Annotated in this window: 17 protein-coding genes and 1 pseudogene; 9 read left to right on the forward strand and 9 right to left on the reverse strand. The window is 34.2% G+C overall.

Annotated features, from left to right (window positions below):
• Window positions 1-121: 121 nt before the first annotated feature.
• Window positions 122-6,562: an alpha-2-macroglobulin family protein gene (locus tag AC1EUY_RS09895; RefSeq protein ID WP_480195370.1), complete on the reverse strand. Its 6,441-nt coding sequence runs from the start codon at window positions 6,560-6,562 to the stop codon at window positions 122-124.
• A 237-nt stretch (window positions 6,563-6,799) separates the two neighbouring features.
• Between AC1EUY_RS09895 and AC1EUY_RS09900 the strand changes: the two genes are divergently transcribed.
• From AC1EUY_RS09900 to AC1EUY_RS09910, 3 genes are all read left to right on the forward strand, one after another.
• Window positions 6,800-8,152, forward strand: a complete 1,353-nt coding sequence (locus AC1EUY_RS09900; protein WP_480195371.1) for a UDP-N-acetylmuramate--L-alanine ligase — start codon at window positions 6,800-6,802, stop codon at window positions 8,150-8,152.
• A 79-nt stretch (window positions 8,153-8,231) separates the two neighbouring features.
• Window positions 8,232-8,291: a hypothetical protein gene (locus AC1EUY_RS09905; RefSeq protein WP_480195413.1), complete on the forward strand. Its 60-nt coding sequence runs from the start codon at window positions 8,232-8,234 to the stop codon at window positions 8,289-8,291.
• Window positions 8,292-8,346: 55 nt separating this feature from the next.
• Window positions 8,347-8,490 (forward strand): GIY-YIG nuclease family protein, encoded by a 144-nt coding sequence (locus AC1EUY_RS09910; protein WP_480195372.1) that lies wholly within the window; start codon window positions 8,347-8,349, stop codon window positions 8,488-8,490.
• 236 nt (window positions 8,491-8,726) lie between these two features.
• Here AC1EUY_RS09910 and AC1EUY_RS09915 read toward each other — a convergent pair whose 3' ends face one another.
• On the reverse strand, window positions 8,727-9,728 hold the full coding sequence (locus tag AC1EUY_RS09915; RefSeq protein ID WP_480195373.1) for an NADP-dependent oxidoreductase: 1,002 nt from the start codon (window positions 9,726-9,728) through the stop codon (window positions 8,727-8,729).
• 11 nt (window positions 9,729-9,739) lie between these two features.
• Entirely contained in the window at window positions 9,740-10,183 is a 444-nt protein-coding gene (locus AC1EUY_RS09920; RefSeq protein ID WP_480195374.1) for a DUF1569 domain-containing protein, read from the reverse strand.
• 80 nt (window positions 10,184-10,263) lie between these two features.
• Here AC1EUY_RS09920 and AC1EUY_RS09925 point away from each other — a divergent pair, with 80 nt between their 5' ends.
• Window positions 10,264-10,986 (forward strand): DUF1223 domain-containing protein, encoded by a 723-nt coding sequence (locus AC1EUY_RS09925; RefSeq protein WP_480195375.1) that lies wholly within the window; start codon window positions 10,264-10,266, stop codon window positions 10,984-10,986.
• Window positions 10,987-11,019: 33 nt separating this feature from the next.
• On the opposite strand, the gene AC1EUY_RS09930 is transcribed toward AC1EUY_RS09925, so the two are convergent.
• The 6 genes from AC1EUY_RS09930 to AC1EUY_RS09955 all read right to left on the reverse strand — a co-directional run bounded on the left by AC1EUY_RS09930 (window position 11,020) and on the right by AC1EUY_RS09955 (window position 18,344).
• Entirely contained in the window at window positions 11,020-12,405 is a 1,386-nt protein-coding gene (locus AC1EUY_RS09930; protein ID WP_480195376.1) for a TPM domain-containing protein, read from the reverse strand.
• 20 nt (window positions 12,406-12,425) lie between these two features.
• On the reverse strand, window positions 12,426-13,307 hold the full coding sequence (gene era, locus AC1EUY_RS09935; protein WP_480195377.1) for a GTPase Era: 882 nt from the start codon (window positions 13,305-13,307) through the stop codon (window positions 12,426-12,428).
• Between the two features lie 67 nt (window positions 13,308-13,374).
• The gene (locus AC1EUY_RS09940; protein WP_480195378.1) at window positions 13,375-13,632 is read right to left on the reverse strand and encodes a four helix bundle protein; all 258 of its coding nucleotides are present in this window, start codon (window positions 13,630-13,632) and stop codon (window positions 13,375-13,377) included.
• 160 nt (window positions 13,633-13,792) lie between these two features.
• Window positions 13,793-15,271, reverse strand: a complete 1,479-nt coding sequence (locus AC1EUY_RS09945; RefSeq protein ID WP_480195379.1) for a Na+/H+ antiporter NhaC family protein — start codon at window positions 15,269-15,271, stop codon at window positions 13,793-13,795.
• Between the two features lie 3 nt (window positions 15,272-15,274).
• Window positions 15,275-17,134, reverse strand: a complete 1,860-nt coding sequence (locus AC1EUY_RS09950; protein ID WP_480195380.1) for a trehalase family glycosidase — start codon at window positions 17,132-17,134, stop codon at window positions 15,275-15,277.
• Complete coding sequence (locus tag AC1EUY_RS09955; protein ID WP_480195381.1) at window positions 17,118-18,344, reverse strand: MFS transporter; 1,227 nt, start codon at window positions 18,342-18,344, stop codon at window positions 17,118-17,120. Before AC1EUY_RS09955 ends, AC1EUY_RS09950 begins: the two co-directional genes overlap by 17 nt.
• Window positions 18,345-18,550: 206 nt before the next feature.
• Here AC1EUY_RS09955 and AC1EUY_RS09960 point away from each other — a divergent pair.
• The 5 genes and pseudogenes from AC1EUY_RS09960 to AC1EUY_RS09980 form a co-directional block, all read left to right on the forward strand.
• Window positions 18,551-18,796: pseudogene (locus AC1EUY_RS09960) on the forward strand (MFS transporter); the annotation flags it as partial.
• 168 nt (window positions 18,797-18,964) lie between these two features.
• Entirely contained in the window at window positions 18,965-20,620 is a 1,656-nt protein-coding gene (locus AC1EUY_RS09965) for a glycoside hydrolase family 13 protein (protein WP_480195382.1), read from the forward strand.
• 8 nt (window positions 20,621-20,628) lie between these two features.
• Window positions 20,629-21,528: a carbohydrate kinase family protein gene (locus tag AC1EUY_RS09970; protein ID WP_480195383.1), complete on the forward strand. Its 900-nt coding sequence runs from the start codon at window positions 20,629-20,631 to the stop codon at window positions 21,526-21,528.
• A gap of 219 nt (window positions 21,529-21,747) precedes the next feature.
• Window positions 21,748-24,801: a SusC/RagA family TonB-linked outer membrane protein gene (locus tag AC1EUY_RS09975; RefSeq protein ID WP_480195384.1), complete on the forward strand. Its 3,054-nt coding sequence runs from the start codon at window positions 21,748-21,750 to the stop codon at window positions 24,799-24,801.
• A gap of 22 nt (window positions 24,802-24,823) precedes the next feature.
• Window positions 24,824-26,416 (forward strand): RagB/SusD family nutrient uptake outer membrane protein, encoded by a 1,593-nt coding sequence (locus AC1EUY_RS09980; RefSeq protein ID WP_480195385.1) that lies wholly within the window; start codon window positions 24,824-24,826, stop codon window positions 26,414-26,416.
• Window positions 26,417-26,565: the final 149 nt, after the last annotated feature.

A 26,565-nucleotide genomic window follows, 5' to 3' on the forward strand; every position in this document is an offset into this window, starting at 1 on the left:
GTTCTAATTCGTCAATGCGAGTGTAGCGTGGCAATCTGCTTAATTTGAATTCTGTTTTGGCAGATTACTTCGTCATTTCACTCCTCGTAATGACGTTCTAATTTGTCATTAATGACGTTAGCTAATCAACTTTAACTCGTACCCCTTCACTATGACTACTAAATTCTGGAGCATACATACTTTGTATGGTGGTAATGCCATTTGAGAAATCACCTTTGTTATTTACACGTAAATCATACTCAAATACATATACGCCTTTCGGTAAATAATCAAAGAAGAAATTGGTAGCAGCATCCTTCGTACTTTCGTAATACCCTAAACCATCTTGCCATTTGTATTGCGATAATACATTTACAGGTTCAAATCCTGCAGCACGCATATCTTTCATATGTATAAACTCCATCGCTCTATCTACACGTAATTCTATACGCACACGCACCAAATCGCCTAAATTTAAATCTGTAGTTGAAACGATTTCAGATAGCTCTTCACCTTTGTCTGTGTTCTTTTTCAAGAAGAGCTTTTTCTTTAATTTTAAAGGTGTTTCCGCCGAGGTAATTTTATCCAAATCCTCAAAATATTGCCAGTACAAAGCACCCCAAGCAATACCATCTGAGTTTTTAGAGAGTTTTATTGTTGCCATTTCAGGTTGTATTTCATTGCCTTTCCAAGAGGTTTTAAAATAACCCGTACCAGCTTCTACTTTAGTATTTTCTAACGCTAGCGGATCAATTTTTTCTGTACCAATTTTCACCTCCACAAAATCTGTTACTTCTAGCCAGTTTGACCCTTGCAATAATAATGCATATACTGCTTCTGTGGTTGCTTTTGTGGTTTTCCATCTATTGGTTTGTTTATTTTTTAATAGCCAAACTTTTAATTCATCGACCACTTTGGTGTCGCCAGAAATTTCACTAAACGCTTCAATTAACAACGCTTGTGTTTCAATAGGCGCTTGGTACCAATACCAGCTAGCCGTATTTTCTTTCCAATACATGCCTAGTTCTTCACTCGTAATAGCATTTTCTTGTAATGATGCCAAGATTTTAGTTGCAACCGCATTAACATTGCGCTTTGCAATTAAGGCAATCATACCTTTGGTATATAGGTTTCGGTCTAACCAGAATGTATATGCCTGATTTGTATAGTAATCAGCTGCTTTTTGAACATTGTCGTTCATGGCAATGTCTTTATAGAAACTTCGCATATACAAATACTGAATCTGATAATTACCTGTATGATTTTGTTTCCAGAATTCTGCTTCTTTTTTAATGCCTTCTGTTTTGTTTTTAGCACTTTCGCGGATGCGTTTTGCTTGTTTTTCTAGCTTGCGGTAGTCTTCTAAAATTTCATCGTCTAAAAATTTCACTGCTTTTTGAAGTATAGATTTCTCACGTTCGTTCGAAATGACATTTAATTTTCTTAAGTGACCAAAGCCAGAGGCGATATGCTGAGTAATATATCGATTAGGGTAACGTGCACCTTTAAACCATGGAAAACCACCATTGCTCATCTGCATTTGTTGTAGCTTTCGTAATGCTGAGGATAGTTCATTATTCATTTTGTTAAGGTCGAATAATAAAGCAATACGTTTTTTCTGTTCAGTCTCCGATTGTGCATCACGTACCCAAGGTGTTTCTTGAATTAATAATGACTTTAACTCTTGATTTTTCTCTAAATTAGAAAGTAAAGCATCGCTTGATTTCCACTGCTTAAAAACTTCTTGAATTCTCGGATTTGAATTCGCAATATGACTACCCAAGGCATTTGCATAGTACCTAGAGAATGTTTGCTCAGCACATTCGTACGGATATTCCATTAAATAGGGTAATGCTTGTACCGCATACCAGGCTGGGTTGGAAGTAACCTCCAATGTTAAATTATGATTCTTCAACGTAGATGAAGTATTATTTTTCAATTTATCTAAAGAGAATGTCTTCGTTTGCCCAGAACGTAACCACACAGGTAAGGTCTCAGTCACTAACATTCTGTTTGATAAAATAGGTAAGGCATTTTCTTCACCATCGGTAAAATCACCTGCTATGGCAACGATTTTGTATTTTACAGCTTGTACATCGTCTGGTATTTGCAAGCTCCAGCTTACATTGGCATTCCCTTTGGCATCAATGATAAATGCTCTTTGATTGTCTGAATTACCTAATTTGCTATCAATAGGTTTATTAGTTAAAGCGTCATAGAATTGTAATTCGCTAACACCTTCTAATTTTTTATCAGAAAGATTGGCAATTTTCGAAGCAAACACAATACGATCACCTTCTCTAAAAAACCGTGGTGGATTTGGCAATACCATCAATTCTTTTTGTGTAACTGTTGTTAATTGTTGCGTAGCCGTTTGCAAATCTTTAGTATGTGCTAAGAGTTGCAATTTCCAACGGGTTAAACTCTCAGGAATCGTAAAGTTAATACTCACGTTTCCTTTTGTATCTGTTGTTAAATGGGGATAGAAAAAAGCCGTTTCTTGTAGGTTTTTGCGAGCTAAGATGCCTTTTAGGTCGGCTTTTTTAAGATCCGTTTTAGAAACCTCTTTCGTGTCTGCCAAAGCCAAATCTTCTTCAGCCATTTCATTTTCAACTTGAACTCCAGCAACTTTGCTTTCTAAAGCTTGTATAGGAGCAGCACTTCTTTCTAGTTTTTGTCTTTTGCGCTTAGATGTCCCATACCCAGTTACGACTACTTCATCTAATTGTGCACTAGACTCGAGAACAACGTTAAAAATATTATCATTACCTATTGTAATTTCAACGGGCTCCATTCCCACAAAAGTGAAAACAAGAATATCACCTTTTTTAGCTTCTATTGAGTAATTTCCATCAAAATCGGTTTCTGTTCCAGTTATTGTTCCTTTGATCAATATACTTACACCGGGTAAAACTCCACTATCGTCAAAAACTTTTCCTGATATAATACCCCTAGGTTTATTCTTATCAAAACTTGAGCCTGATTTAAAACTTAGATTATATTTTCTTTTTATATTTTTTAAATATTGGTTATTCATCCAGTAACTATTTCCAAATGAAAATCCGAACCAATTCAATTGATCATATCCTTGTTGGCCAAATCCGTAATAGCGATTATGAATATTATAAATATTGAAGTTTGTAGTACCAAAACTATAGTTGGCATTGCTCGAATTATAAGGATAATAGTAGCGATAGTTCAATGCATTTAGGTACCAATTATGTCCTCTAAACTGATCTAAAGAAGCATCATACATAGAAGCCAATACTTCAGCAGCCACTTGATCACCTTTACTTCCTTTGATCTTAAAACTCCATGTTTCATCTTGTCCAGGTTGTAATTTATCCCTAAACGTTGAAGTCTCAATTTGCAATTCATGTTTTGGATAGGGAACAGAAATAGGTAATACTCCGCTTTTAAAAGCATTGTGATTCACCAATTGGTATTGAATGGCAAAGCCTCCTCTGTCTTTTTCTTTCACAGGAATAGAAACGGTTTTCATTTCATTCGATAAATGAATGACTTGCGTATCAACAGTGGTGTAGTTCTTATCAACCTGTAAGGTTACATACACATCTTTTGAAGCTGATCCTAAGGTCACCCGAACATAATCGTCAGGCTTATAGCTGTCCTTATTTGTTTTGATAAAGAACAATTGATTGTCTGCTACCTGTTTATCCTTAGAACCAAAGACATCAAACCGAACTTCATCTCTCACTTCCTGATCAAACTTATCTGCACAAACAAATTCTGCAATATACTTTCCAGAAAGCCATTTTGAAATATAGTTAAGATCAACTTCCTTCGATTTTTCTGTGTCTATATTTGTTTCGAAAACCAGTTCGCCTTTTTCCCATTTTTCTATGTTATCCTCATCTGTATATGCATCATGTGGGAATAGTTTTTTAAACTCCTCTTCAACAATAGTTTGATAATCGGGTGCCGCCCAAGGTCTTTTTCTCAATACCGTTGAAGGTGCTTTGAGTTTGTAAATTTTTAAGATTCCTTTCGTAGGTACAAACGCTCCATTTAAATTATTGGTAGTAAGTGCTAGCGTATGATTCTTGGCTTTATCTAACTTTTCTGGTATTGCTATCGAAATAGCTAAGGCATGATAGCCCACATTTACAGTGGTTTCTGTGCTTCGTGTTTCACCATTTATATCTGTAATATCAGCAGTAATCCTATAATTAAAGGTAGGCTGTGTTGATGGACTTATACTGAGATCAGCTAATGCTTTAAAAACGATTTCAAAATTTCCTTCTGCGTCTGTAGTTGTTTCACCATGTGAAATTTCCTGACTCTCAGAAGAAATTTGTGGACGGTAGTGCCAGTACCACCTCGGATATTGTGCAGTACGATATACTCTGTAACTAACCTTAGCATCCGTAATGTTACTTCCGGCGAAAGCCTTCGCAAAACCTTTGACTGTTACACTATCATTTATTCGATAGGTCTCTGCAACGGGTTTAAATTCAGTTTCAAATTTTGGACGTTTATATTCCTCAACAGCGATATATGTACTTCCTCGCATATTTCTACTTAGTAAACCAAAGCTACCAGTTGCTTCTATATAAAAATTACCAGTCAACCCTGTGTTAGGCAGTACAAATTCACCACTAAATGAACCAAATTCATTGGTATTTAGTTCTAAAGTTTTTACAACTTGATAGTTTACATCTTTAAGCGTAACAAGTACTTTTTTATTTGTTATAACTTCTGACTTATTCGCTTTCATAGCTATGGCAATTCCTTTAAAATGAACATTTTGACCAGGCCTGTAGATGCTTCTATCTGTAAACAAAAAAATTCGAGATTGTGTGCTATTGTCATATTTGGGTTTATAGCCTTTACTTAAATAATAATCCCCAAAAAAAGCTTTTTCTTTACCTTTAGTTACAGTAACAACTATATGACTATAACGTTGGTTTACTCTAAACGAAACAAACCCTTTATCATTTGTTGTTAAGGTATTCTCATACGGCTTGTTGTATCTATCGGTATTATAATTTTTAATATGCACTGTGGCATTTGGTACTGGTTTTCCGGTATTGCGATCTACTATTTGATAGGTATATGTGCCGTATTTAGAATTGTCTATTAATGCAAAATTGGTTACTTGTAAAAAGCTGTATCCAAATACCTCATCTTTATCAAGTGCGTCATGAGATGTGCCTATAAGTAGGTAATACCCTTGCTCTAGTTTAGGAACAACAACTTCTGTTTTATGCATCTGATAATCTTTTTCATCGTTAAGTTTTGCGCTCCAACTCTGAGATAGCTTTAACTTGTTAATGAAAGCTACTTTTGTAGAATCATTGTAGATCTCATCAAATGCTTTTTTCTCTTTTTTGGTAATCTGATATGCTTTGAAATATAGCTGATCTATATTTTTATAACTTATCAATAGTCTCGAAGGTTTTTCAATAGGAACAAATCGTTCATTAGTAATACTTAAGCTTTTACTGAGAATTTGTTGTTGTAGATTTTTACATTTTCTTGCTCCGAATGACTTTGGAAACTTAGTAATTACTTTTTCACAAAGCTCTAAGGCTTCTTTATTGAGCCAACGATTTTCTTCTTTTTTTAGAGGAATATATGTTGTAGCTTTTTGTGTTAACGCTAAACTAATTCTATAAGCTATTTCTGTTGAAATTTCTTGGTCTTTATAGTTGTCGAAAAGCGCTTTTAAAGTATTTAAATAATGTTCTTCTTTATCTTTAAAAATAACATTAGCCTTAACAAAGTCTAATCGCTGTAAAGTAAGATCAACCAATGCATCTGGTTGTTCATCTTTTAGATGAAATAGTGTGAGATTCTTATATAGTTTTAAAGCATGTAATTGTTGTGATAGACTATCTTTTGAAACTAATTCTTGCTTTATAAAAATTTGATTATCGGCTAATAATTCTTTACTTTCTAGTTCGAATTTATAAGCTGGGCGTTGTAAGTTTCGTTCATTTGTTCTATAAAAATTAATAGCTCTATGTGCTAGGAAATCATAGAGCGTTGGTCTTAATTTTATAGAACCTTGCTGCGGACTTAAAATTGAACCATAAGTTCCTAAATATATTTTTTGAAGTAGTAAAGCATCTTCTAAAGACTTTTGATAATATAGATGTATTTCTTCAAATAGCGTTTGTAGGTCCCATGTTCTAAAATCTTCTGAATCAACTTTTTCAGCAGTATTCGTGCGATTATAAAATTTCCATCTGTTTTGTTGAAAATATTGCCAGTAGAGATCAGCCAAAATACTTTCCAAGATATTTTTTGTAGGGAATTTGTTTTCAGTAATTTCCTTTTTAAGTTTATTAATTATTTTTAGCTGCGCATCTTCTTCTAGCGCTAAGGAAAATTTTGATTTATAGAGCAACGATTTGATGATCTGCGGATGATTTTTCTTTTTCTTTGCTTTTTTATAAATTTTTTCAACTTCCGCTAAGGCAGATTTCGGTAGCCCTTTTAATTCAAATTGCTCAACTACCGACCATTCTTTTTGAAAATTATCAAATGTATTTGATTGGGCATTTGCGAATAATGAAAACAATAGCGTCATTAATGTTATGGTGATTGATTTTTGCATAGTTTACTATTTATTTACCAAATAACTCTTAAATTCTGTAGAATCGCAATCAAAAATGAGTGATTGTGTCTTTTTTTAAAGTCATTGGTTGTTTTGATTGAGTTTGGATTAAAGATACCAATTTTATTGTGTACTCTTTTCGTATTTTTGGATGATCTAATCGTCATTGTGAACGAAGTGAAGCAATCTGTTAATGAGATAGCTACGCTTTGCTCGTTATGACGTAATATTATTTAAATGAATATACATTTTATTGCCATTGGAGGTGCTGCTATGCACAACCTAGCTTTAGCATTATACCAAAAAGGATACCAAATTACGGGTAGTGATGATACCATACATGATCCTTCTAAATCTCGTTTGAAAGCGAAAGGCTTGTTACCAGATACTTTTGGTTGGTTTCCTGAAAAGATTACAAGTGATTTAGATGCTATTATTTTAGGGATGCATGCAAAGGAGGATAATCCAGAATTGTTAAAAGCGCAAGAATTAGGATTGAAAATCTATTCCTACCCAGAGTTTTTATACGAACAATCAAAAGACAAAACAAGAGTTGTGATTGGTGGTTCACATGGTAAAACTTCGATTACCTCTATGATTTTACATGTGTTACATTATCATGAAAAGGAAGTAGATTATATGGTAGGTGCGCAGTTAGAAGGTTTTGATACTATGGTGCATCTTACCGAGGATAATGAATTCATCGTTTTAGAAGGTGATGAATATTTGAGCTCACCGATTGATCGACGACCAAAGTTTCACTTATACAAGCCCAATATTGCCTTGCTGAGTGGTATCGCTTGGGATCATATTAATGTATTCTCTACCTATGAAAATTATGTTGAGCAGTTCAAAATATTTGTTGACTCCATAACCAACGGAGGCGCCATGATATATAATGAAGAAGATGTTGAGGTTAAAAAAGTGGTAGAGGAAAGCACTAATCACATTAAAAGATATCCTTATAAAACACCTGATTATACTATCGAAAACGGAATTACTTTTTTAGATACTTCTGATGGGAAATTGCCATTAGAGATTTTTGGAAAGCATAATTTACAAAACTTGTCTGGGGCAAAATGGATTTGCCAGCACATGGGCGTGGATGAAGACGATTTTTATGAAGCGATTGCCAGTTTTAAAGGAGCCAGTAAACGTTTAGAAAAGATAGCTGAAAATAACACTACGGTTATTTTTAAAGATTTTGCACATTCACCAAGTAAGGTTGAAGCAACAACTAAAGCAGTTAAAGAACAGTATAACGAAAGAACCATTCTGGCTTGTTTAGAATTGCATACCTATAGTAGCTTAAATGCTGAATTTTTAAAAGAATATAAAGGTGCTTTAGATGCCGCCGATGAGGCAGTAGTTTTTTATTCACCACATGCTGTTGAAATTAAGAAATTAGAAAAAGTTTCTGCAGAACAAATTGCTAATGCTTTTGAGCGAGATGACCTTATCATTTATACAGATCCAACTAAATTTAAAGAATTTTTATTTTCTCAAAGTCTAGAAAATACGGCACTGCTATTAATGAGTTCGGGTAATTATGGTGGCTTGGATTTTGAGGAGGTTAAACGTTTAATTTAACTTGTCATTCCAAACTTGATTTGGAATCCATCGCGATATGAAGTTGCAACATCAATATTATGTATACATTTTGTCTAATATGACGAATGGTACGTTATACATTGGTATGACCAATAACTTAGAGAGAAGAATGTTTTGAACATAAACATAAACTTGTTGAAGGGTTTGCCAAGAAGTATGGTCTTAATATATTGGTGTACTTTGAACAATTTCAGTATGTTAATGATGCAATCAAAAGAGAAAAACAATTAAAAAGTTGGAGACGCCAGTGGAAAATTGACCTTATTGAAGATGACAATAAGGATTGGAATGATTTATCTCGAGATTGGTTTGATTGACTTCTTGTACATGGATCATGAATCAAGTTCAGGATGACACAAAGCAGTAGTAGCTAAGCAGATTTGATATTGCGAAAGCAACAAAGAAAAACGTGGTAATCTAATGTTTTTAAAGACTTCCACATCCTATATTTCTCACGATTCACGAAGACGTTTAGTATAAATTATTCCTGCGAGGCAGGAATCTATTGATATTAATGGATTCCGGATCTAGTCCAGAATGACATGATTAACAATTATTCACTCACTTTTAATACCAATTTCCCTAGTTTTTCGCCTGAAAACAATCGTAAGAAAGTATCATAAAAGTTTTCAATGCCTTCATACACATCTTCTTTCGATTTTAATTTGCCTTGTTGCATCCATTCTCCCATTTGCATCGCAGCTTTTTGATAATCTTTGGCATAATCAAAAACTACCATCCCTTTCATAGAGGCACGATTTACCAATAACGACAGGTAATTTGAAGGCCCTTTTACAGGTTTGGTATTATTATATTGAGAAATTGCACCACAAATCACGATACGTGCATGCATTGCCAATCTGCTTAATGCCAATTCTAAAATATCACCACCAACATTATCAAAATATACATCAATCCCTTTAGGAAAGTATTCCTTTAATTTGGTAGCAATATTGTCATTTTTATAGTCAATAGCAGTATCAAAACCGAGTTCTTCAACTAGATATTTACATTTTTCAGGTCCGCCTGCGATACCAATTACAGTACAATTTTTAATTTTTGCGATTTGTCCAACGATACTACCCACAGCTCCTGCAGCGCCAGAAACAAATACATGGTCTCCTTCTTTAAGTTCACCTACTTCTAGAATTCCGAAATAAGCAGTCATACCCGTCATACCCAACGTGCCAGTGTACATAGGTAATGGAGCAAGATTAGGATCGATTTTGTGATACCCTTTTCCGTTTGAAATTACATATTGTTGTACACCAGTTTGCCCATAAACAAAATCACCTACATTAAAATCTGGATGCTTTGATTCGATTACTTTACCAACACCACCAGCACGCATTACTTCATCAATTTGCACAGGAGGAATATACGAACGCCTATCATCAAGCCACCCACGCATCGCGGGATCGAGTGAAATGTATTCACATTGTACCAAAAGCTCACCTTGACCAGGTTCTTGAGTTTCAGCTTCAACTAACTGCCATGTGTCTTTTGTTGGTAATCCAACTGGGCGTTCTTTAAGGAGTACTTGTTTATTTTTCAAAGTAAAATAGTTTACACGCCAAATTGACGTAAATGATGATCTAGATGTTTGTATTGCATTTGTCCCCATTGGTCTTTGGTGAAATAACCAAATCCTGGATGTGGTTCCCATTCTTGTTTATGGCGTTGAGCATATAGTTCGCTCATTAGTTCTTTTAATTTTGTTTTTTCAGTTTCAAAATCCCTTTGATCTTTGACACGTAAAGCTCTGGCTGTTGGTAAATTTTTGCGCCAAAGCTTATCGTTGTATAGTGATTTCTTAAAAAACACTTTAGCGAGCCAATTTGGTTTAAATCCGTAATGATTTTTCCCGAGCATGATGTTCAAAGGTCCTTGGCAATGATGCATCATTTGCCCAGCATTCATTTTACCCCAAGTTGCCGAAGTTTCTGAATTTAAATTTTTAATTCGATGCTCAATTTCAGCGTAAGCGTCTTGATTAAAAAGTGATTTCATTTTCATAATAATTATGCATTTGTGTAAAAATAGAGAAAGTTGTACGTCTTAACTAATAGCTTTTAATAAAAATTATAGCAATGCGTCTTAAAATTTCTTTGATTATTTTTTTAGTAGTTATGAGTGTATCGTTTTCAAATAAGGAAAACAATGAAGATAAAATTGTACTGGTTGAATTGTTTACTTCACAGGGTTGTAGTAGTTGCCCCAAAGCGGATGAAGTTTTAAAACAGATAAAAGAAAAGTATAAGGATGAAAAAGTTATTCCGTTAAGCTTTCATGTTGATTATTGGGATCGATTAGGGTGGAAAGATACCTTTAGTCAGGCAAAATTTTCGGATCGACAACGCGATTATGCTAAAAAATTTAAGAGTAGTTCTATCTACACTCCTCAAATGATTATTAACGGCACTATTGAATTTGTAGGGTCACATAAATCTAAAGCTTTTGATGTGATACATAGAAAATTAGGAGGAAATCAAATTGTGCTCGATGGAAATTTTGATGATAATCATACTTTGAATGTTACTTACAGTTTACCCAAAGTAAATTTAAAAACCTACGATTTAAATATTGCATTGGTAAAAGACAAAGAGCAGGTGTCAATAAAGAGAGGGGAGAATTGGGGTAAGAATATAACCTATCACAATATTGTGTATGATTTCAAGTCGTTAGAAAAAGTTGATCAAAAAGGAACCGTAAGTTTTAAAAAACCTAAGGGATTTAATTCAAAAGATTTTTCAGTTGTTATGTTTTTGCAAGAAAATAAAAATGGTGAGGTTGTAACTGTTAAGAAGTTATAATCTGTGGATGTATGGAGTTAAAAGGGTATGTCCCTACCAACTCACTCCGGCACCACCACCACCTGAACTTCCGCCACCAAAGCTTGAAGAACCACTGCTAGAACCACCACCGCCAAAACTTGAAGAACCAGAAGAGGAACTACTTTTTACCAATTGCGGAATAGTTTTTAGTATTTCTTCTTTGTAGTGACAATTTTTACATTGATAATGTTCTAATTTTTTACCACTTCTATTATAAGTAGCCGTGACAAGAACAAGTGTTTTATCTCTACCAAATGTTTTATAACCACACTCTTTACAGTCAGTGTATTTTCTACTAGAACCTTCATATTCAAGGATTAAAATATCACTTTCATCTTCAGTTACCCATACATCATATCGTACTGATTTAATTTTTTCTTCAAGAATTTGTGGATTTTCTAAATACGCATTTTCTGCCCATTCATCTTTCAAGATAAGTTCTTTACCATTTACCTTACTAAAGCGCTTGGCATATCGATACTGCTTTAATCTTTTTTGAACCATTTGGCTAAAAAACCACAAAGGCAAAGGGAACAGAAAAGCTAAGCAACCAACCTTTTGCTTTTTTAAACGATGATACTTATCGTAATAATCGTCTTTAGAACGTTCAATATCATAAGCAACGCCATATTTCCAAATAGAAAGGATGGCAGTAATCAATGCATATATTAGTAAGGGAATAATTAATAATAATTTTTCTTTAGAAGATCTATCATGACTCACACTCGATGAGTAAATTTCATTAATAGTCTTCGGGTCTTCCAAAAATTGCTGAATACGCTGTAAGGCAGCAAAAATACCATCACCAAATTGTCCTTGTTTGAAATAAGGTACAATTTCATCGGTGCCAATTCTATGACAAACTACATCTGTTAGAATAGGTTCAAGTCCGTAACCCACTTCAAACTCAGTACGGCGCTGATCCATTACAGTTAAAATCAATAAGCCATTATCAGTATCAGCTTGACCGATTCCCCATGCTTTAAAAAGAGCTACAGCAAAATTTTTAGGTACTTCATTGGCAATGCTTGGTAGCATTACAATAGCAATTTGCGCTGTCGTTTTTTGTTCTAAATTCCATAAAAGTGCATTTATTTTTTGCTCATCTGCTAATGATAAGTAATCATTTGGGTCTGAAATGTAACCAGTGCCGCCATCTTTTGGGTTAGGAACGCTACTAACCGAGTAACGGTCTTTAACATTTTTATAAGTTGGACTTTTAAAAAATGGCACATTAGAGACACTATTATTACCGTTAGTTTTAAAAGGAAAACTTTTATGTAAAGAATCGATAACAGCTTTAATAGAATCGATTTTTTTGTTAGCAATTGAATCTTGAGCGTTGAGTAAATTAAAAGAGAGAACTAAAAATAATACTACTATGTGACGGGTATTCATAACAATTCTATGACGAAACTTTATTCTTGATAACCAAATCTACGTAATTGGTTCTTATTAGAACGCCAGTCTTTATTGACTTTAACATACAACTCAATAAATATTTTCTTTTGAAAAAATCGTTCTAAATCCTTTCTGGCTTCTGCACCTACGCGTTTTAAAGCAGCTCCTTTATGACCAATAATAATACCTTTTTGAGAATCACGTTCAACCATAATTACAGAACGGATTTTTATGATTTTTTCTTCTTCAAAAAACTCTTCGGTTTCTATTTCGACTGAATACGGAATCTCTTTTTTGTAGTGTATTAAAATCTTTTCACGAATAGCTTCATTGACGAAAAATCGCTCAGGTTTGTCTGTCAATTGATCCTTAGGATAAAAAGCAGGAGATTCTGGAAGTAGTTTAATAATCCTATTAAAGATATTTTGAACGTTAAAATTTTCTAATGCCGAAATAGGATAGACTTCTGCATTGGGTACTTTCTCTTGCCAATATTCAACCTGTTCAACTAATTGTTCTTGTGAGGATTTATCAATCTTATTAATAAGTAATAAAACAGGAATATTTATACCTGTTATTTTTTTAAAAAATTCTTCATCTTTTAAATCTTTTTCACCAATCTCAACCATATATACAAGTACATCTGCATCATCAAAAGCCGACTTTACGAAATCCATCATCGATGCTTGTAATTCATAAGCTGGTTTGATAATACCAGGAGTATCAGAAAAAATAACTTGAAAGTCGTCACCATTTACAATGCCTAAAATACGATGACGTGTTGTTTGTGCTTTCGAAGTAATGATCGATAAACGTTCACCAACAAAGGCATTCATCAATGTAGATTTGCCAACGTTGGGATTGCCAATAATATTTACAAAACCTGCTTTATGCTTCATATTTATTTAATTCTCAAATCTCAAAATTTAAATAACAAATAAATTACAGACTAAAAATTCCAAATAGCTATTTTGATTTTTCAATAATTGATGAAAATATTTTTTTAAGCTCAATTGCTTCTTGAATTAAATTTTCTACTTCAGTTGTATTTCCTAAGTTATTCGTATGCTTGATTAGCTTCAACCAGTATACACTTTCTTTAGCCTCTTTTCTACTTATCTTAACTCTGAAAATGAAATCTTTTTTACTTAGTGATTCGTTTGCTTCAATATAATTTGACCCCAACTGATCCAGAAGACCTAACCAACTGTTTTGAATCTTCAATGTTTGAAATATTACTTGATAGTTTTTTAATAAATAACCTTACATTTTTAGCAAATTCAAAAGTTCTCTCTTCTAAGTCGTAAGGTTTTTTCATATAATGATAATTGGAGCTTATTTGAGATTTGTGTTTTGATGATTGTAATTTCAACAAAGGTACACTTTATATAATAGTTAGTCCTATAATAACATACAATACTAGTGTAATTAATCCACCAATTAAGGCATAGGGTAATTGTGTTTTTACATGATCTATATGATCACTGGCTGAAGCCATAGATGAAATAATAGAAGTATCTGAAATTGGGGAGCAGTGGTCACCAAAAATACCGCCACCAAGTGTTGCCGCAATAATCAATGGCAATTCAGCACTATGAATTTCGGCCATCGGTATTGAAATGGCGAGCATTATAGCAAAAGTACCCCAAGATGTACCTGTTGAAAAAGCAATAAAAGAACTAATGACAAATACAACTGCTGGTAAAAATTCGGGTGATAACCAATCTTTTGACCAATTGGCTACAAATTCTCCTGTGCCTAAGGCTTTACAGGCGTCACCAATAGCAAAGGCAAATAGCATTAATAAGGCTAAAGGCATTAATTCGCTGATTCCTTTTAAGGTAATATCGACCATTTCTTTGGTTCTGATAATACCTTGAATTTTATACAAAACGAATGAAACGATGATGGCAGTTATGACAGCATATAGCACTGCTGAAGAGCCAGAACCTGCACTTATAGATTGAAATAAATGATCTGAAAAAGAGGAGAAATTTTCTACTTGATTCCATCCAGTATATGCTAAATAGATCGGCATTAAAAAAACCATGGTTGCTAAGGGTATGATCATGTTTCTGGCTTTTGCCGGAATTCCTTCTTTAGGTTCAAGTGAAGTAACTGTATCTGATAGCATTGGTTTTGAACCGTCGTTCATTAACTTACCTGTTTCTAAGGTCCGTTTTTCGGCTTTTGCCATGCCTCCAATATCTTTTCTAAAGACAATGGTTAAAAACAGGATTAGTAATGCGAGAATAGGGTAGAAATTGTACTTGATTGATGAGAGTAGTAGTCCGAACGGATTTTCTAATCCTTGTGTTACTAACAAACCCATGATAAAAGCTCCCCATGCATTAAAAGGAATTAAAATGGAAGTTGGAGCCGAGCTCGAATCAGCGATATACGCTAACTTTTCACGTGGTATTTTTAGCTTATCAAATACGGGACGAAATAACGTGCCAACAGTCAATGAACTAATGGTAGTTTCTACAAATAACAGCACTCCAGTCAACAATGCCAATAATTGAATAACCATTCGACTATACCCAGCTTCTTTTTTTTCAAAATATTGAATGATCTTATTCAATTTAACGATAAAACCTTCTATACCTCTAGAATATTGAATTAATAATAATAGCGCACCAACTAGCGCGCTAAAAATGATGGTTCTCGTATTTCCCGCAGATTTAAAAACATTTACCATGGCTTCAATAGTAGCTAAGGTTCCTGTAAAGAAATTCCAGTCACTTAAGATAATCCATGCAAACCAAATTCCGAATAATAGAGAGATATATACTTGCTTGGTGCGTAGCGCTAGAATGATAGCAACGACAGGTGGTAAAATAGAAAGAAATCCGTATTCCATGAGTTAATTTTTAAACAGTTTATAAGGGTGTGTCAATTCGTTTAATTGATCTTTTAGATTTTGATTGAGTAAGCTAAGTCCATATATATAAGAAGCATTCATCCAGCCAAAACCTTCACGTGTAATATATTCAAATTGCGTTCCTACATTCCCATATTCGGCAAATACTTTATGTGTTGCAGAGACCACGTTATACTTTTCAGGAATAGTACCGTTGTAATCAACCGCATTTTTGGTGATCATCCACAACCAGCGATACATCAATTCTTGTGCTTCTTTCTCAAATCCATAATTTAATAAACCTTTCCAAATCATCATTTGATGCGGTGCCCAACCGTTAGGATAGTCCCATTGACGGGCAGGACGATCTTTAGAGAGTTCACCGCGTGCTTCTTCTGTGCAGCCCGCAACACCACCTAAACACACTAATTTAGGTAAAACATGCGCCACTAACATTTTGGCTTGTTCTTGACTTGGAATGTTCCCCCACAAAGGGATTAAAGAAGTCGCCGCTATGAACGGTACTTGTTGTTGTTTTTCAATATCGTAATCGTAATAGCAAGTGTCATTTTCACTCCACAGTAATTGATTCATTAACCGCTTTCTTTGTGCAGCCTTTTCTTCCCAATAGAGGCTGTTTTGCGTGTTGAAATTGTCATTAAAATAAGTTCTAATCAAATAAGAAAAATCGGTTTCATATTTATATAAAAAGGTATTCAATTCAACACAATTTAGATGTGCACATTTGCCTTCAAGTCTATAGGAGGTATCATGACCATTTTCACGAACACTTCGGTCATGAACAAAGTACTCATCTAAGGCTTCATTCTTTATTTCTCTAATATAATATGCTTTTTCATATGCAGCTATTGACATTCCTGCTTTTTCAGCATAAGGTTTTAAAGCAGCATCGTAATGCCCTTTTTCTACTTCAGGAGGTAAGCCTATACCTTCGGCCAAATAACGGTTTAATCCATTTTTGGTAAGTCTTTTTCCTTGAACCATCCACACCGTTTCATATGCTTTTATGGCTGTTTTTAAATGAGAAGATAGCCAAAGCAAATCTGCTCCTTCAACCTTTGCTTCAAAAATTTCACGGATCAAAGAACTATAAAAAGGCGGTTGTGTTCTTGTAAGATAATAGGTTCTATTTGCATTTAAAATTTTACCATACTGTTCAATTTCGTATTGAAAATTATCGGCCATAGCTTTGGCTAAATGCTTTTTTGGGCCGAGTAAAAGCCCTACTGATTCAAAGTAGCTATCCCAACCGTACATCTCATTGAATCGTCCTCCAGGAACCACAAAAGGAGTTCCTTTTACTTCTCCGTTTTTTTCTTCTAATTTTAAGGAAAGAATCCCTGGCTTGTCATTGATACTAGAAACATACTCAGGAGTAATTTTTTCTGGTAATTGTAGGATCTCCAGATTCTGAAAATCTGATTGTAAACTCTTATAATAATTCAGTGCAATAGTATCATGATAAGGCACATAAACGCGTTGAATTTGTGAGTCTGATTTTTCATCGGTTAAAACTTTTTGCAATCCTATTTTATCTATGGTTCTGGTAAGTCCATCCCAATAGTACTGTTCAATCATGCGTTTGAACCGAACTATAGGTTTTTCGGTAATAAATTCAGTATTGATATAATTGATATTAGCCTCTTTAGCAAGAATAAGTTCTTGTAAAAGGTTAGAAAGATGATAGGTTCCTGCAATTGTAACTTCTTGATTATTTTCTGAATCTCTTAGTAAAAAAGATTTTGGACCTTGATCTTCTGTGGTGATTTTTTTATCACCGTCGGTATCTTCCTGATGAAGGAGTGCAGCTAATGTAGAGTGAATATCAAGTTTTAGCAACATGCTTAGTAGTTAATTTTTTAAGAATAAAATAGGATATTAACAACATTCCCATAGGAATAAGGGTATAATAAAATGCATTTTCGGGACCTTGATTTTTAAATAACCATCCTATAATTCGCGATCCTAAAGTACCTCCTAAAGCAGAAAAAACTACGATGAGTCCAGTCATAGGGCTATGCAATTTTTTGGGTAAAGCACTTAAAACTACAGAATTTAATAAAGGATATATAGGCGCTATAAAGAGTCCAACTATTGGAAAAGCAAACCCTATGGGAGGAATATCTTTTAGTGAGTTGATCTCGTCGATAGTTACATTTACAGTTTCAGGTAGCACAAAAATTACCAATAACATGGCCGAGATAGTACAAAAAGAAAGCACCCATATCCAGTTAATATGTTTTGTTATAACACTCGCTACTAATCTACCAATTGCCAAACAAATAGCAAGAATACTAGCCATCATAATACTTATATTTTCAGGTAATTGCAATACTTTATCATTAAAAGAGGGTAGCCACGTCATGATGCCTTGTTCTATCATTACAAACAAAAAAGCACTAATTACGAAAACGATGATAAGAACTCGAGCCATTAGTGCAAACATCTGCTTAAAATCATCTGCTAAATTTGCCCCAGGAATTTCGGGAGGGTTTTCAAATTTTGTAAACAATAAAAACAAGAAAGATAACGCTGATAGCCCTGCTAATAACCAATACACATTCAACCATGAATCAGGGTTACTTTCATTATTAAAGGCTGGAAATAAAAAATAAGCCAAGGCAATCCCAATCATAAATACACCTTCAATACTGCTCATTAAACTGTTATGTTCTTTTTCGTTAGAAGTAACCATTCCAATCATTGAATAAACAGAAACTTTAATCAGGGCAAAGGAAACTCCTACAATAGCAAAAAGAAGTTTAGCCGTATCGAACGAATTTCCAAAATACATTGCTACGCATGCAAAAGTTACTAAACCAAGCCCTATTAGCATTGCCTTTTTATAGCCTAGTCTAGGTAAAAAAGAAGCAATTAGAAAAGATACAATTGCTATGGGTAGATCTTTAAAAGCCTCTAATATGCTCGCTTGCACTTCATCAACTCCATAATTTTTTTGCGCTTTCAAGATTACAATTCCTACACTATTTAAGAGAATTGCAAATACAAAATAGTTGATATACAATGATAGTTTTACACCGAGATTTTTCATTTTTAAAGAGCTAGTTACATACAAATATAATGTTTCAAAGAAGTTATCTGAACTAATGTGAATGGTTTACGAAATACTTTTTAACACTAAAACGTTTTCGAAGGTTAAAAGAAGTATTAGTTCTTCCATATTTAGGTTAGTAGAATTTGATTATTATAAAAATTGACTAATTTAATCCTCTAACGAGCTAAAATCACATTTTAGTGATGAAAAATAAAATATTTAATTGGTCGATAACAGTAGCGCTTGCCAGATTCTTATTCGGTTTTGATACCGTTGTCATTTCTGGAGCAAACCAACCCATAAAAGAATTATGGAATACTTCACCACTGTTTCATGGTACCTTTATTATGTCGATGGCACTTTGGGGAACAGTGCTAGGAGCACTTTTCGGAAATATACCTTGTGATAGATTCGGACAAAAGAAAACCTTATTTTGGATTGGGATATTGTAGTTAGTTTTTATATTAGATTCAGGAATAGCACCAAACCATATTCATTTCTTTGCCGTTATGATGGTGTTACAATTATTATGGGCAATATTTAAAATGCCAGAAACGAAATGGATTTCTTTAGAAGATTTAGAAAAGAAACTTGTAAATAATAAAAGTTAGTAGTGAATGAATAAAAAGTGGTGGAAAGAAAGTGTTGTATATCAAATCTATCCTAGATCCTTTAAAGATACTACAGGTAATGGTATAGGTGATATTAGAGGAATTATAGAAAAATTAGATTATATAAAATCTTTAGGTGTAGATGTTATATGGTTATGCCCTGTCTATGATTCTCCTAATTACGATAATGGGTATGATATTAGAGATTATAAAAAAATAAATCCAGAATTTGGTAGTGCAGCAGATTTTGATGAACTACTGGATAAGATGCATCAAAAAGGATTAAAACTTGTAATGGATCTGGTTGCGAATCATACTTCATTTGAGCATTATTGGTTTAAAGAATCTCAAAAATCTAACGATAATCCGTATAGAGATTATTATATCTGGAGAGAAGGAGAAAAAAACAAACCTCCTAATAATTGGCAGTCATTTTTTGGCGGTAATGCATGGACGTATGATGCTAAAACAAATTCATACTATTTACATCTTTTTACTAGAGAACAACCAGATTTAAATTGGGAAAACCCCAAAGTTCGAAAAGAAATATGTGATGTAATGCATTATTGGTTTCAGAAAGGAGTGGATGGATTTAGAATGGATGTGATCTCTGTTATTTCTAAACCCGATGGATTGCCTGATTCGACCTTAAATGATTTTCAAGAAACGATAAAGCATGTATATGCGAACGGACCTAGACTTCATCAATACCTAAATGAAATGAATAAAGAGGTGTTAAGCAAGTATGATAGTATGACCGTTGGTGAAGGACCAGGTATTGATTTAGATAACGGATTAGATTACGTGCATGAAGATAGAAACGAATTGAATATGATTTTTCATTTCGATCACATGTTTATGGAAGCGGGTCCCGAAGGTAAATATGATGTAATACCTTTTGATTTTATAAAATTTAAAAAAGTTTTTGGTGATTGGGATGATCAATTGGCGCAAAAGGGTTGGGGAAGCATCTTTTTAGGAAATCATGATTTTGCCAGAATGGTTTCAAGGTTTGGTAATGATGAAGATTATAGAGAAGAATCTGCAAAATTACTAGCGATGTTATTGCTTACTTTAAGAGGAACAGTGTATATATATCAAGGAGATGAGATAGGAATGACCAATGTTATTTATGATTCGATAAAAGAATATGATGATGTCGAAACGCTCAACGCTTGGAGAGATGCAAAGAATGCTGGAAAGAATCTTAATGAATTTTTTAAAAATATTCAGAAACAAAGTAGAGATAATGCCAGAACACCAGTGCAGTGGGATACTTCTATAAATGCTGGCTTTACAAGTGGGACACCTTGGTTGAAGATAAATTCTAATTTCGATAAAATTAATGTAGCTCAGCAAAATGATAGAGAAGATTCAATTCTTAATTTTTACCGAAGTATGATTGCAATAAGAAAGCAGTATAACACATTAGTATATGGTAATTATGAATGTATAGATTTGGAAAATAAAGCTATATATGCTTATAAGCGTTGGGATGATGAAAATGAATTTTTGATTGTTTTAAACTTTAGTGACACGATAAGTAATTGGAATTATAATTTTGAAAACTTCAGATTGCTAAAAAGTAATTATAGAGAGGTTGATAATCATATATCTTTTGCGCCTTGGCAAGCCAAATTATTTATAAGAAACCCTAATTAATAAATGTTATGAAAAGTATAGTTTGTTTTGGTGAAGTTTTATGGGATGTGTTTCCCGATAGAAAAAATATAGGAGGAGCACCTTTAAATGTAGCCTTACGTTTAAACTCCTTTGGTGCAGAAGCAAAAATAATTAGTAGAGTTGGTAATGATAGTAATGGTAAAAATGCTCTAAACTATATTGAGACTAACGGATTAAGAATTGAAACTATTCAAATAGACGACGTGTTCGAAACAGGAGCTGTTAATGTTACACTAAACGAAAAAGGGTCTGCGTCCTATGAAATAAAATACCCAGTAGCATGGGATAAAATTGAACTCGTTAATGAGGTTACCGAAGTAGTAAAAAAGTCAGATGCTTTTATATATGGAAGCTTAGTCTGTCGGGATGACATATCTAGAAAGACACTTTTCCGTCTTTTAGAAGTAGCACCATTTAAAGTGTTTGATGTGAACCTAAGACCGCCGCACTATTCTTTTGAACTATTAATGCAGTTAATGCAAAAAGCTGATTTTATAAAGTTAAATGACGAAGAACTCATAGAAATTTGCAAGTACCTCAATTTTCAAGCAATAGATATCAGCGAAATGATGCAATTTCTTTCAGAGGAAACTAAAACAAGGTTAATATGTGTTACAAAAGGGGCAAAGGGGGCATCACTTTTAGTACATAATGACTTTTATGAGCATGGGGGGTATAAAATTAAGGTAAAAGATACCGTTGGGGCGGGAGATTCGTTTTTAGCTTCGTTAATTTATAAACTACTTTTATCTGCCAAACCCCAACAATCACTTGCGTTTGCGAGTGCTGTAGGCTCGTTGGTTGCTAGTAAAGAAGGGGCAAATCCAGTGTTGTCGATCTCAGAAATTGAAAATTTTACTCAAAAAGCTAAAAAAATAAATCATTAAAATCTAAAACGTTTTCGCAACAAAGTTATTAACACGAAAACGTTTTCGTTTGTTAACATTAAGTTAACAACTCAACTAATTTTTATAAATTGTCACATCGTTAAATTAGTACTATTGATTTTTGGGAATATCTATTTTTAGTTCTTACTAAATATGAATTCGGTGAAATCGTGAGAATATCTAGTTTAACAAAGAGACAATTAACTAATTTAAATAATTATGAAAATCAAATTACTTAAACAATTACTATGTATTGGTATCATGTTATGTTCGGGCATACTGTTTTCACAGACAGTGACTGGTACAGTATCTGACACTGATGGTTCTTTACCAGGCGTTAGTGTTCTTGTAAAAGGCACAACCACAGGAACTTCTACTGATTTTGACGGAAAATATTCATTAGATAATGTAGCTAGTGATGCCGTTTTGGTGTTTAGTTTTGTAGGGTACAAAACACAAGAGGTTCCCGTAAATGGAAGAAGTACAATTGATGTAGTTCTTGTTACTGATTCTGAAGCACTAGATGAGGTTGTCGTGATCGGTTATGGTCAAACAACTGTTAAAGATGCAACTGGAGCGGTTGCTGCAGTAACATCTGAAGACTTTAATAAAGGTCTTATTAGCTCGCCAGAACAATTAATTCAAGGAAAAACCGCAGGTGTTCAAATTACTGCATCTAGTGGTGAGCCTGGTGCAGGTGTAGCATTAAGAATTAGAGGTACGGGTTCAGTAAGAGCTAATAATAGTCCTTTATTTGTTGTGGATGGCGTTCCCGTATCAAATGAGAGTATCTCTGCTGGAGGTGCCGACGTAGGAGCTGGGACTAGTGGATCAAAAAACCCATTAAATTTCTTAAATCCTAATGATATTGAGAGCATGAGTATCTTAAAGGATGCTTCGGCTACAGCTATCTACGGTTCAAGAGGAGCTAATGGAGTTATTGTAATTACTACCAAATCGGGTAAAGGCGGTGGTGGTGGACAATTTTCATTTTCTACGAATCTAACGCTATCTGAAACTCGAAATACGTTAGACCTCTTAGATGCTGAAGAATTTGTTGCTTTAGGTGGTGCTGACTTAGGAGGTTCAACGGATTGGCAAAATTTTTTATTTAAAACATCATTTTCATCAGATACTAATCTATCATATGCCAGAAGCTATAATAATGGTAATATAAGGGCCACTTTTGGATATGCAGACCAAGTTGGTATAATAGAGAATACGGAGTTAGAGCGTATTACGGGTAGAATTAATGCAAATCACAGATTGTTTGATGATAAATTGAAAATAGGTTTTCAAGGTACTTTCTCTTCAGTGAACGATAGGAGACCTTTTTTGACCAGAACTACAGGAAGTACGGGGGATTTGCTAGCTTCAGCTTATTATGGAAACCCTACTTTAGCTGCTGATCCAGATATAAGTGCAGACCCAGATAGAAATCCAGCTAACTTGTTAGCTTATTACGATGATAATACCGGTACAAATAGATTTCTTGGAAACCTAACTTTTGATTATGCCATTACAAATGAATTTTCTACTAAACTTACTTTAGGCTTAGACACTTCAGATTCAGGAAGGGATCAGGTAGTTGGACCACAAATTCTTGGTTTGAATAATGGAGCACAGGGTAATGGGTTAGCTGCTATTAGTAATTTAGATACAGATAATAAGTTATTAGAATTAACTTTTAGTTATAAGAAAGAATTTGAGAATTCAAGGTTAGATGCATTAGTTGGGTATTCTTTCCAAGATTTTAAGAGAAAAGGTGAAAATATAGTTGGACTTGGTTTTAATACAAATAGTCTAAGTAGTATAGTAAATACTTTGGAATCTGCTTATAATGCTACCCAAGGTCTCGTAAGCAATTATCAAGGATATGGAATAGGAGCATTTCAAGATACAGGTATAGAACAATTTAGAATATTGAGCTTATTTCCTGAAGTTAATGATACCACTGCTCCTTTACCCTCAATTCCTGTTACTGCGCTTTCAGTAGACACATTTGATAATACTGATGAATTACAATCTTTTTTCGGACGTGTTAATTACACCATTGCAGATAAATATCTATTTACAGCGACATTAAGAGCTGATGGATCCTCTAGATTTGGAGGTAACAATCAGTATGGTTATTTCCCATCAGCGGCTTTTGCTTGGAAAATAAATGAAGAAGATTTTGCTGGTGATGCTTTTTCAACGCTTAAGCTAAGATTAAACTGGGGTATCACGGGTAATCAAGATGGTCTAGGATATGGTAATTTTGTTAATAGAAGAAGATGGAACGCTTTGGGTATCAATGCCAGTGGTCAATTATCTGAACCTGCTAATACACGAGTAGCATTTTCGAACCCAGACCTTAAGTGGGAAGAAACTACTCAATATGGATTTGGTATTGATTTTGGCTTTGGTGATGACCGATTCAAAGGTAACATAGATTTCTATAGAAAAGAGACGAAAGACATCTTGTTAAATTTACCTGCTATTCAGCCAGCGAATTTTGCTTTTAGTTTTACAAATATTGACGCTACAATTCTCAATCAAGGGGTTGAAATTGGGTTAGACTACGATCTTATTCGTACAGATGATTTTACATGGAATGCTAACTTGAACGTAGCTTTCAATACGAATGAACTAACAGACTATAATGGTCCTCCAATACAAGCTGGTAATTTATATGGTCAAGGTTTAACTGGCGCTACTACTCAAATTTTGGCTGACGGTAAACCGCTATTTACGTATAACTTACGTTTAGTTGATGAGAATTTGAATGTAGATGCTAATCCTACGGTGCTAGATAAATCTGGTCTTCCAGATGTTACCGGAGGATTCTCTACAAGTGCATCTTATAAAAATTGGGACGCTGCATTGTTCTTCAGTGGTCAGTTTGGGCATTATGTCTACAATAATACTGATAATGCTCTTTTTGCATCTCCTCAATTAGGTAGTAGAAATAACAGGAGAAGTGTTGTTCAAGAAGGAGCAATTTTATCAGCTACCAACCCAAGTACTTTCTTCTTAGAAAAAGGTGATTTTGTAAGACTTCAAACGGCTTCTATTGGTTATAATCTTCCAATGAGTGGAGACGGTGCTTTAAAAAGTTTACGTTTCAGCTTAAGTGGTCAAAATTTATTTTTAATTACTGATTATGGTGGATTAGATCCTGAAGTAAGTACTTCCGATATACCAGCTAATGGATTACCATCAGCATCTATCGATTACTTGTCATATCCTAGACCAAGAACTTATACATTAGGAATTAATGCTACTTTTTAGAAAAAACGAAAAATTTATAATGATGAAAAAAATAACAAAATATGTATGTTTGATACTCTTACTTCCAGTGATTTTTTCTTGTACTGATCTTGAGATAGAGGGTACTGACTCATTACTCGAAGGCGAGGGTTTTGCTGGTGTTGCAGATATCAATGGTGAAATTGCAAACATCTCTAACATCATTGCCGGGGGTGATTTAGGAAATCAAGACGGTTTATACGCATTAAATGAAGTATCTTCTGATGAATATATAGTAGCTACCCGAGGAACTGATTGGGGTGATAACGGTAGATGGCTAGCCATTCATAGACATACTTGGAATGCAGAATTGCAAGACGTAGTAAGAGCTTGGCAACGATTGAATAGTATCAATCTCAATACTACTTTAATTTTAAATGAAAAAAGTGTAAACACAACTTCTGGGGATGTTGCCGAATTAAAAGCGCAAGCTAGTTTTTATAGAGCTTGGGCAATGCATTGGACATTGGATATGTATAGACAAGTACCTTTTAGAGATCCAGATTTACCTAATAGTGCGATTCCAATAGTGCTCACTGGTCAAGAAGCAATAGACTTTATAGTTTCAGATTTAAATGATGCAATTAATGGTCTCCCAAGTGTTTCTTCTGCAGATGCTATCGATTTGAAATCATCTCCTACAAAGGCTGCTGCTAGGCATCTATTAGCGCGAGTTCTTTTAAATAAGCATGTTTATTTGGGAGTTTCTCCAGATCCAGCTGATATGCAGGCTATTATAGATCAAGTAGATGCTATTGCTGCTGAAGGATATACATTGGCAGCTTCGGGTGATTTCTTTGATATCTTTAGACCTAGTAATGATGTAGAGACTATATGGTGGTCTCCTTCTGATGCAGGTCCCAGAATATGGCCTACACTGCATTATAATTTGAACTCACCTGGTAATAATGGAGGAGGGTGGAATGGTTTTGCTACTCTATCAGAGTTCTATCAGTTGTTTGAGGGTGACCCAGATACCAATTATATTGGTGATGGGCAAGAAGAACGAAGAGGTTGGGTGCCTGATGCAGCTACAGCCAATAATGATAACCTTGGTATTGGCTATGGATTTTTAATTGGACAACAGTATAATGAGGATGGCACACCTTTAAACGCTAGAGAAAATGTTGGAGGAGTACCTCTAGTTTTTACTAAAGAAGTTAGCAAAGCTGAATTTGTAGCTCCCGCAGATAATGCTGTATTAGAGACTGATGGAACTAGAATGTTAAAATACCATCCTAATGAAGAAGGAGGTGATAGAAGAACTCATGTGGTAAAATATCGTTTTGGAGACGCTTATCTCATGAAAGCTGAAGCTATGTTTAGAATGGGAGGTGACCCTTTAGCAATGATTAATGACCTAAGAGCCACAAGAGGTGCTTCTGCCTTAGCAGCCATTACTGAAGCTGATTTATTAGCAGAAAGAGGTAGAGAAATGTACGCGGAGTTGACTAGAAGACAAGACTTAATTAGGTTTGGTCAATTTACTAGAGCTTGGAATCTTAAAGATGCTGGTAATCCAGATTTACAAGTATTTCCAATACCAATTGCTGATGTACTTGCGAACCCTAACTTAGTGCAAAATCCAGGATACTAGTTAAATAATTTTATTTGAATTAAAAAACGTCTTTAGTAGAACTAAGGGCGTTTTTTAATGGGTTTTTTAACGCTTTGTTTTATGAAATTAAAAGTCATTTAAGTAGTTTTGGGCGCTACAATAGTATTCAGCCATATTTTATAAATAAT

The sequence above is a fragment of the Maritimimonas sp. 2210JD6-3 genome, from assembly GCF_056591795.1.

Excerpts from the sequence above, each read along its gene's own strand:
- AC1EUY_RS09965 (WP_480195382.1), top strand. The coding sequence starts at position 18,965 with ATGAATAAAAAGTGGTGGAAAGAAAGTGTTGTATATCAAATCTATCCT.
- AC1EUY_RS09930 (WP_480195376.1), bottom strand. The coding sequence starts at position 12,405 with ATGAATACCCGTCACATAGTAGTATTATTTTTAGTTCTCTCTTTTAAT.
- AC1EUY_RS09925 (WP_480195375.1), top strand. The coding sequence starts at position 10,264 with ATGCGTCTTAAAATTTCTTTGATTATTTTTTTAGTAGTTATGAGTGTA.
- AC1EUY_RS09955 (WP_480195381.1), bottom strand. The coding sequence starts at position 18,344 with ATGAAAAATCTCGGTGTAAAACTATCATTGTATATCAACTATTTTGTA.
- AC1EUY_RS09945 (WP_480195379.1), bottom strand. The coding sequence starts at position 15,271 with ATGGAATACGGATTTCTTTCTATTTTACCACCTGTCGTTGCTATCATT.
- era (WP_480195377.1), bottom strand. The coding sequence starts at position 13,307 with ATGAAGCATAAAGCAGGTTTTGTAAATATTATTGGCAATCCCAACGTT.
- AC1EUY_RS09970 (WP_480195383.1), top strand. The coding sequence starts at position 20,629 with ATGAAAAGTATAGTTTGTTTTGGTGAAGTTTTATGGGATGTGTTTCCC.
- AC1EUY_RS09975 (WP_480195384.1), top strand. The coding sequence starts at position 21,748 with ATGAAAATCAAATTACTTAAACAATTACTATGTATTGGTATCATGTTA.
- AC1EUY_RS09950 (WP_480195380.1), bottom strand. The coding sequence starts at position 17,134 with ATGTTGCTAAAACTTGATATTCACTCTACATTAGCTGCACTCCTTCAT.
- AC1EUY_RS09900 (WP_480195371.1), top strand. The coding sequence starts at position 6,800 with ATGAATATACATTTTATTGCCATTGGAGGTGCTGCTATGCACAACCTA.
- AC1EUY_RS09980 (WP_480195385.1), top strand. The coding sequence starts at position 24,824 with ATGAAAAAAATAACAAAATATGTATGTTTGATACTCTTACTTCCAGTG.
- AC1EUY_RS09920 (WP_480195374.1), bottom strand. The coding sequence starts at position 10,183 with ATGAAATCACTTTTTAATCAAGACGCTTACGCTGAAATTGAGCATCGA.
- AC1EUY_RS09895 (WP_480195370.1), bottom strand. The coding sequence starts at position 6,562 with ATGCAAAAATCAATCACCATAACATTAATGACGCTATTGTTTTCATTA.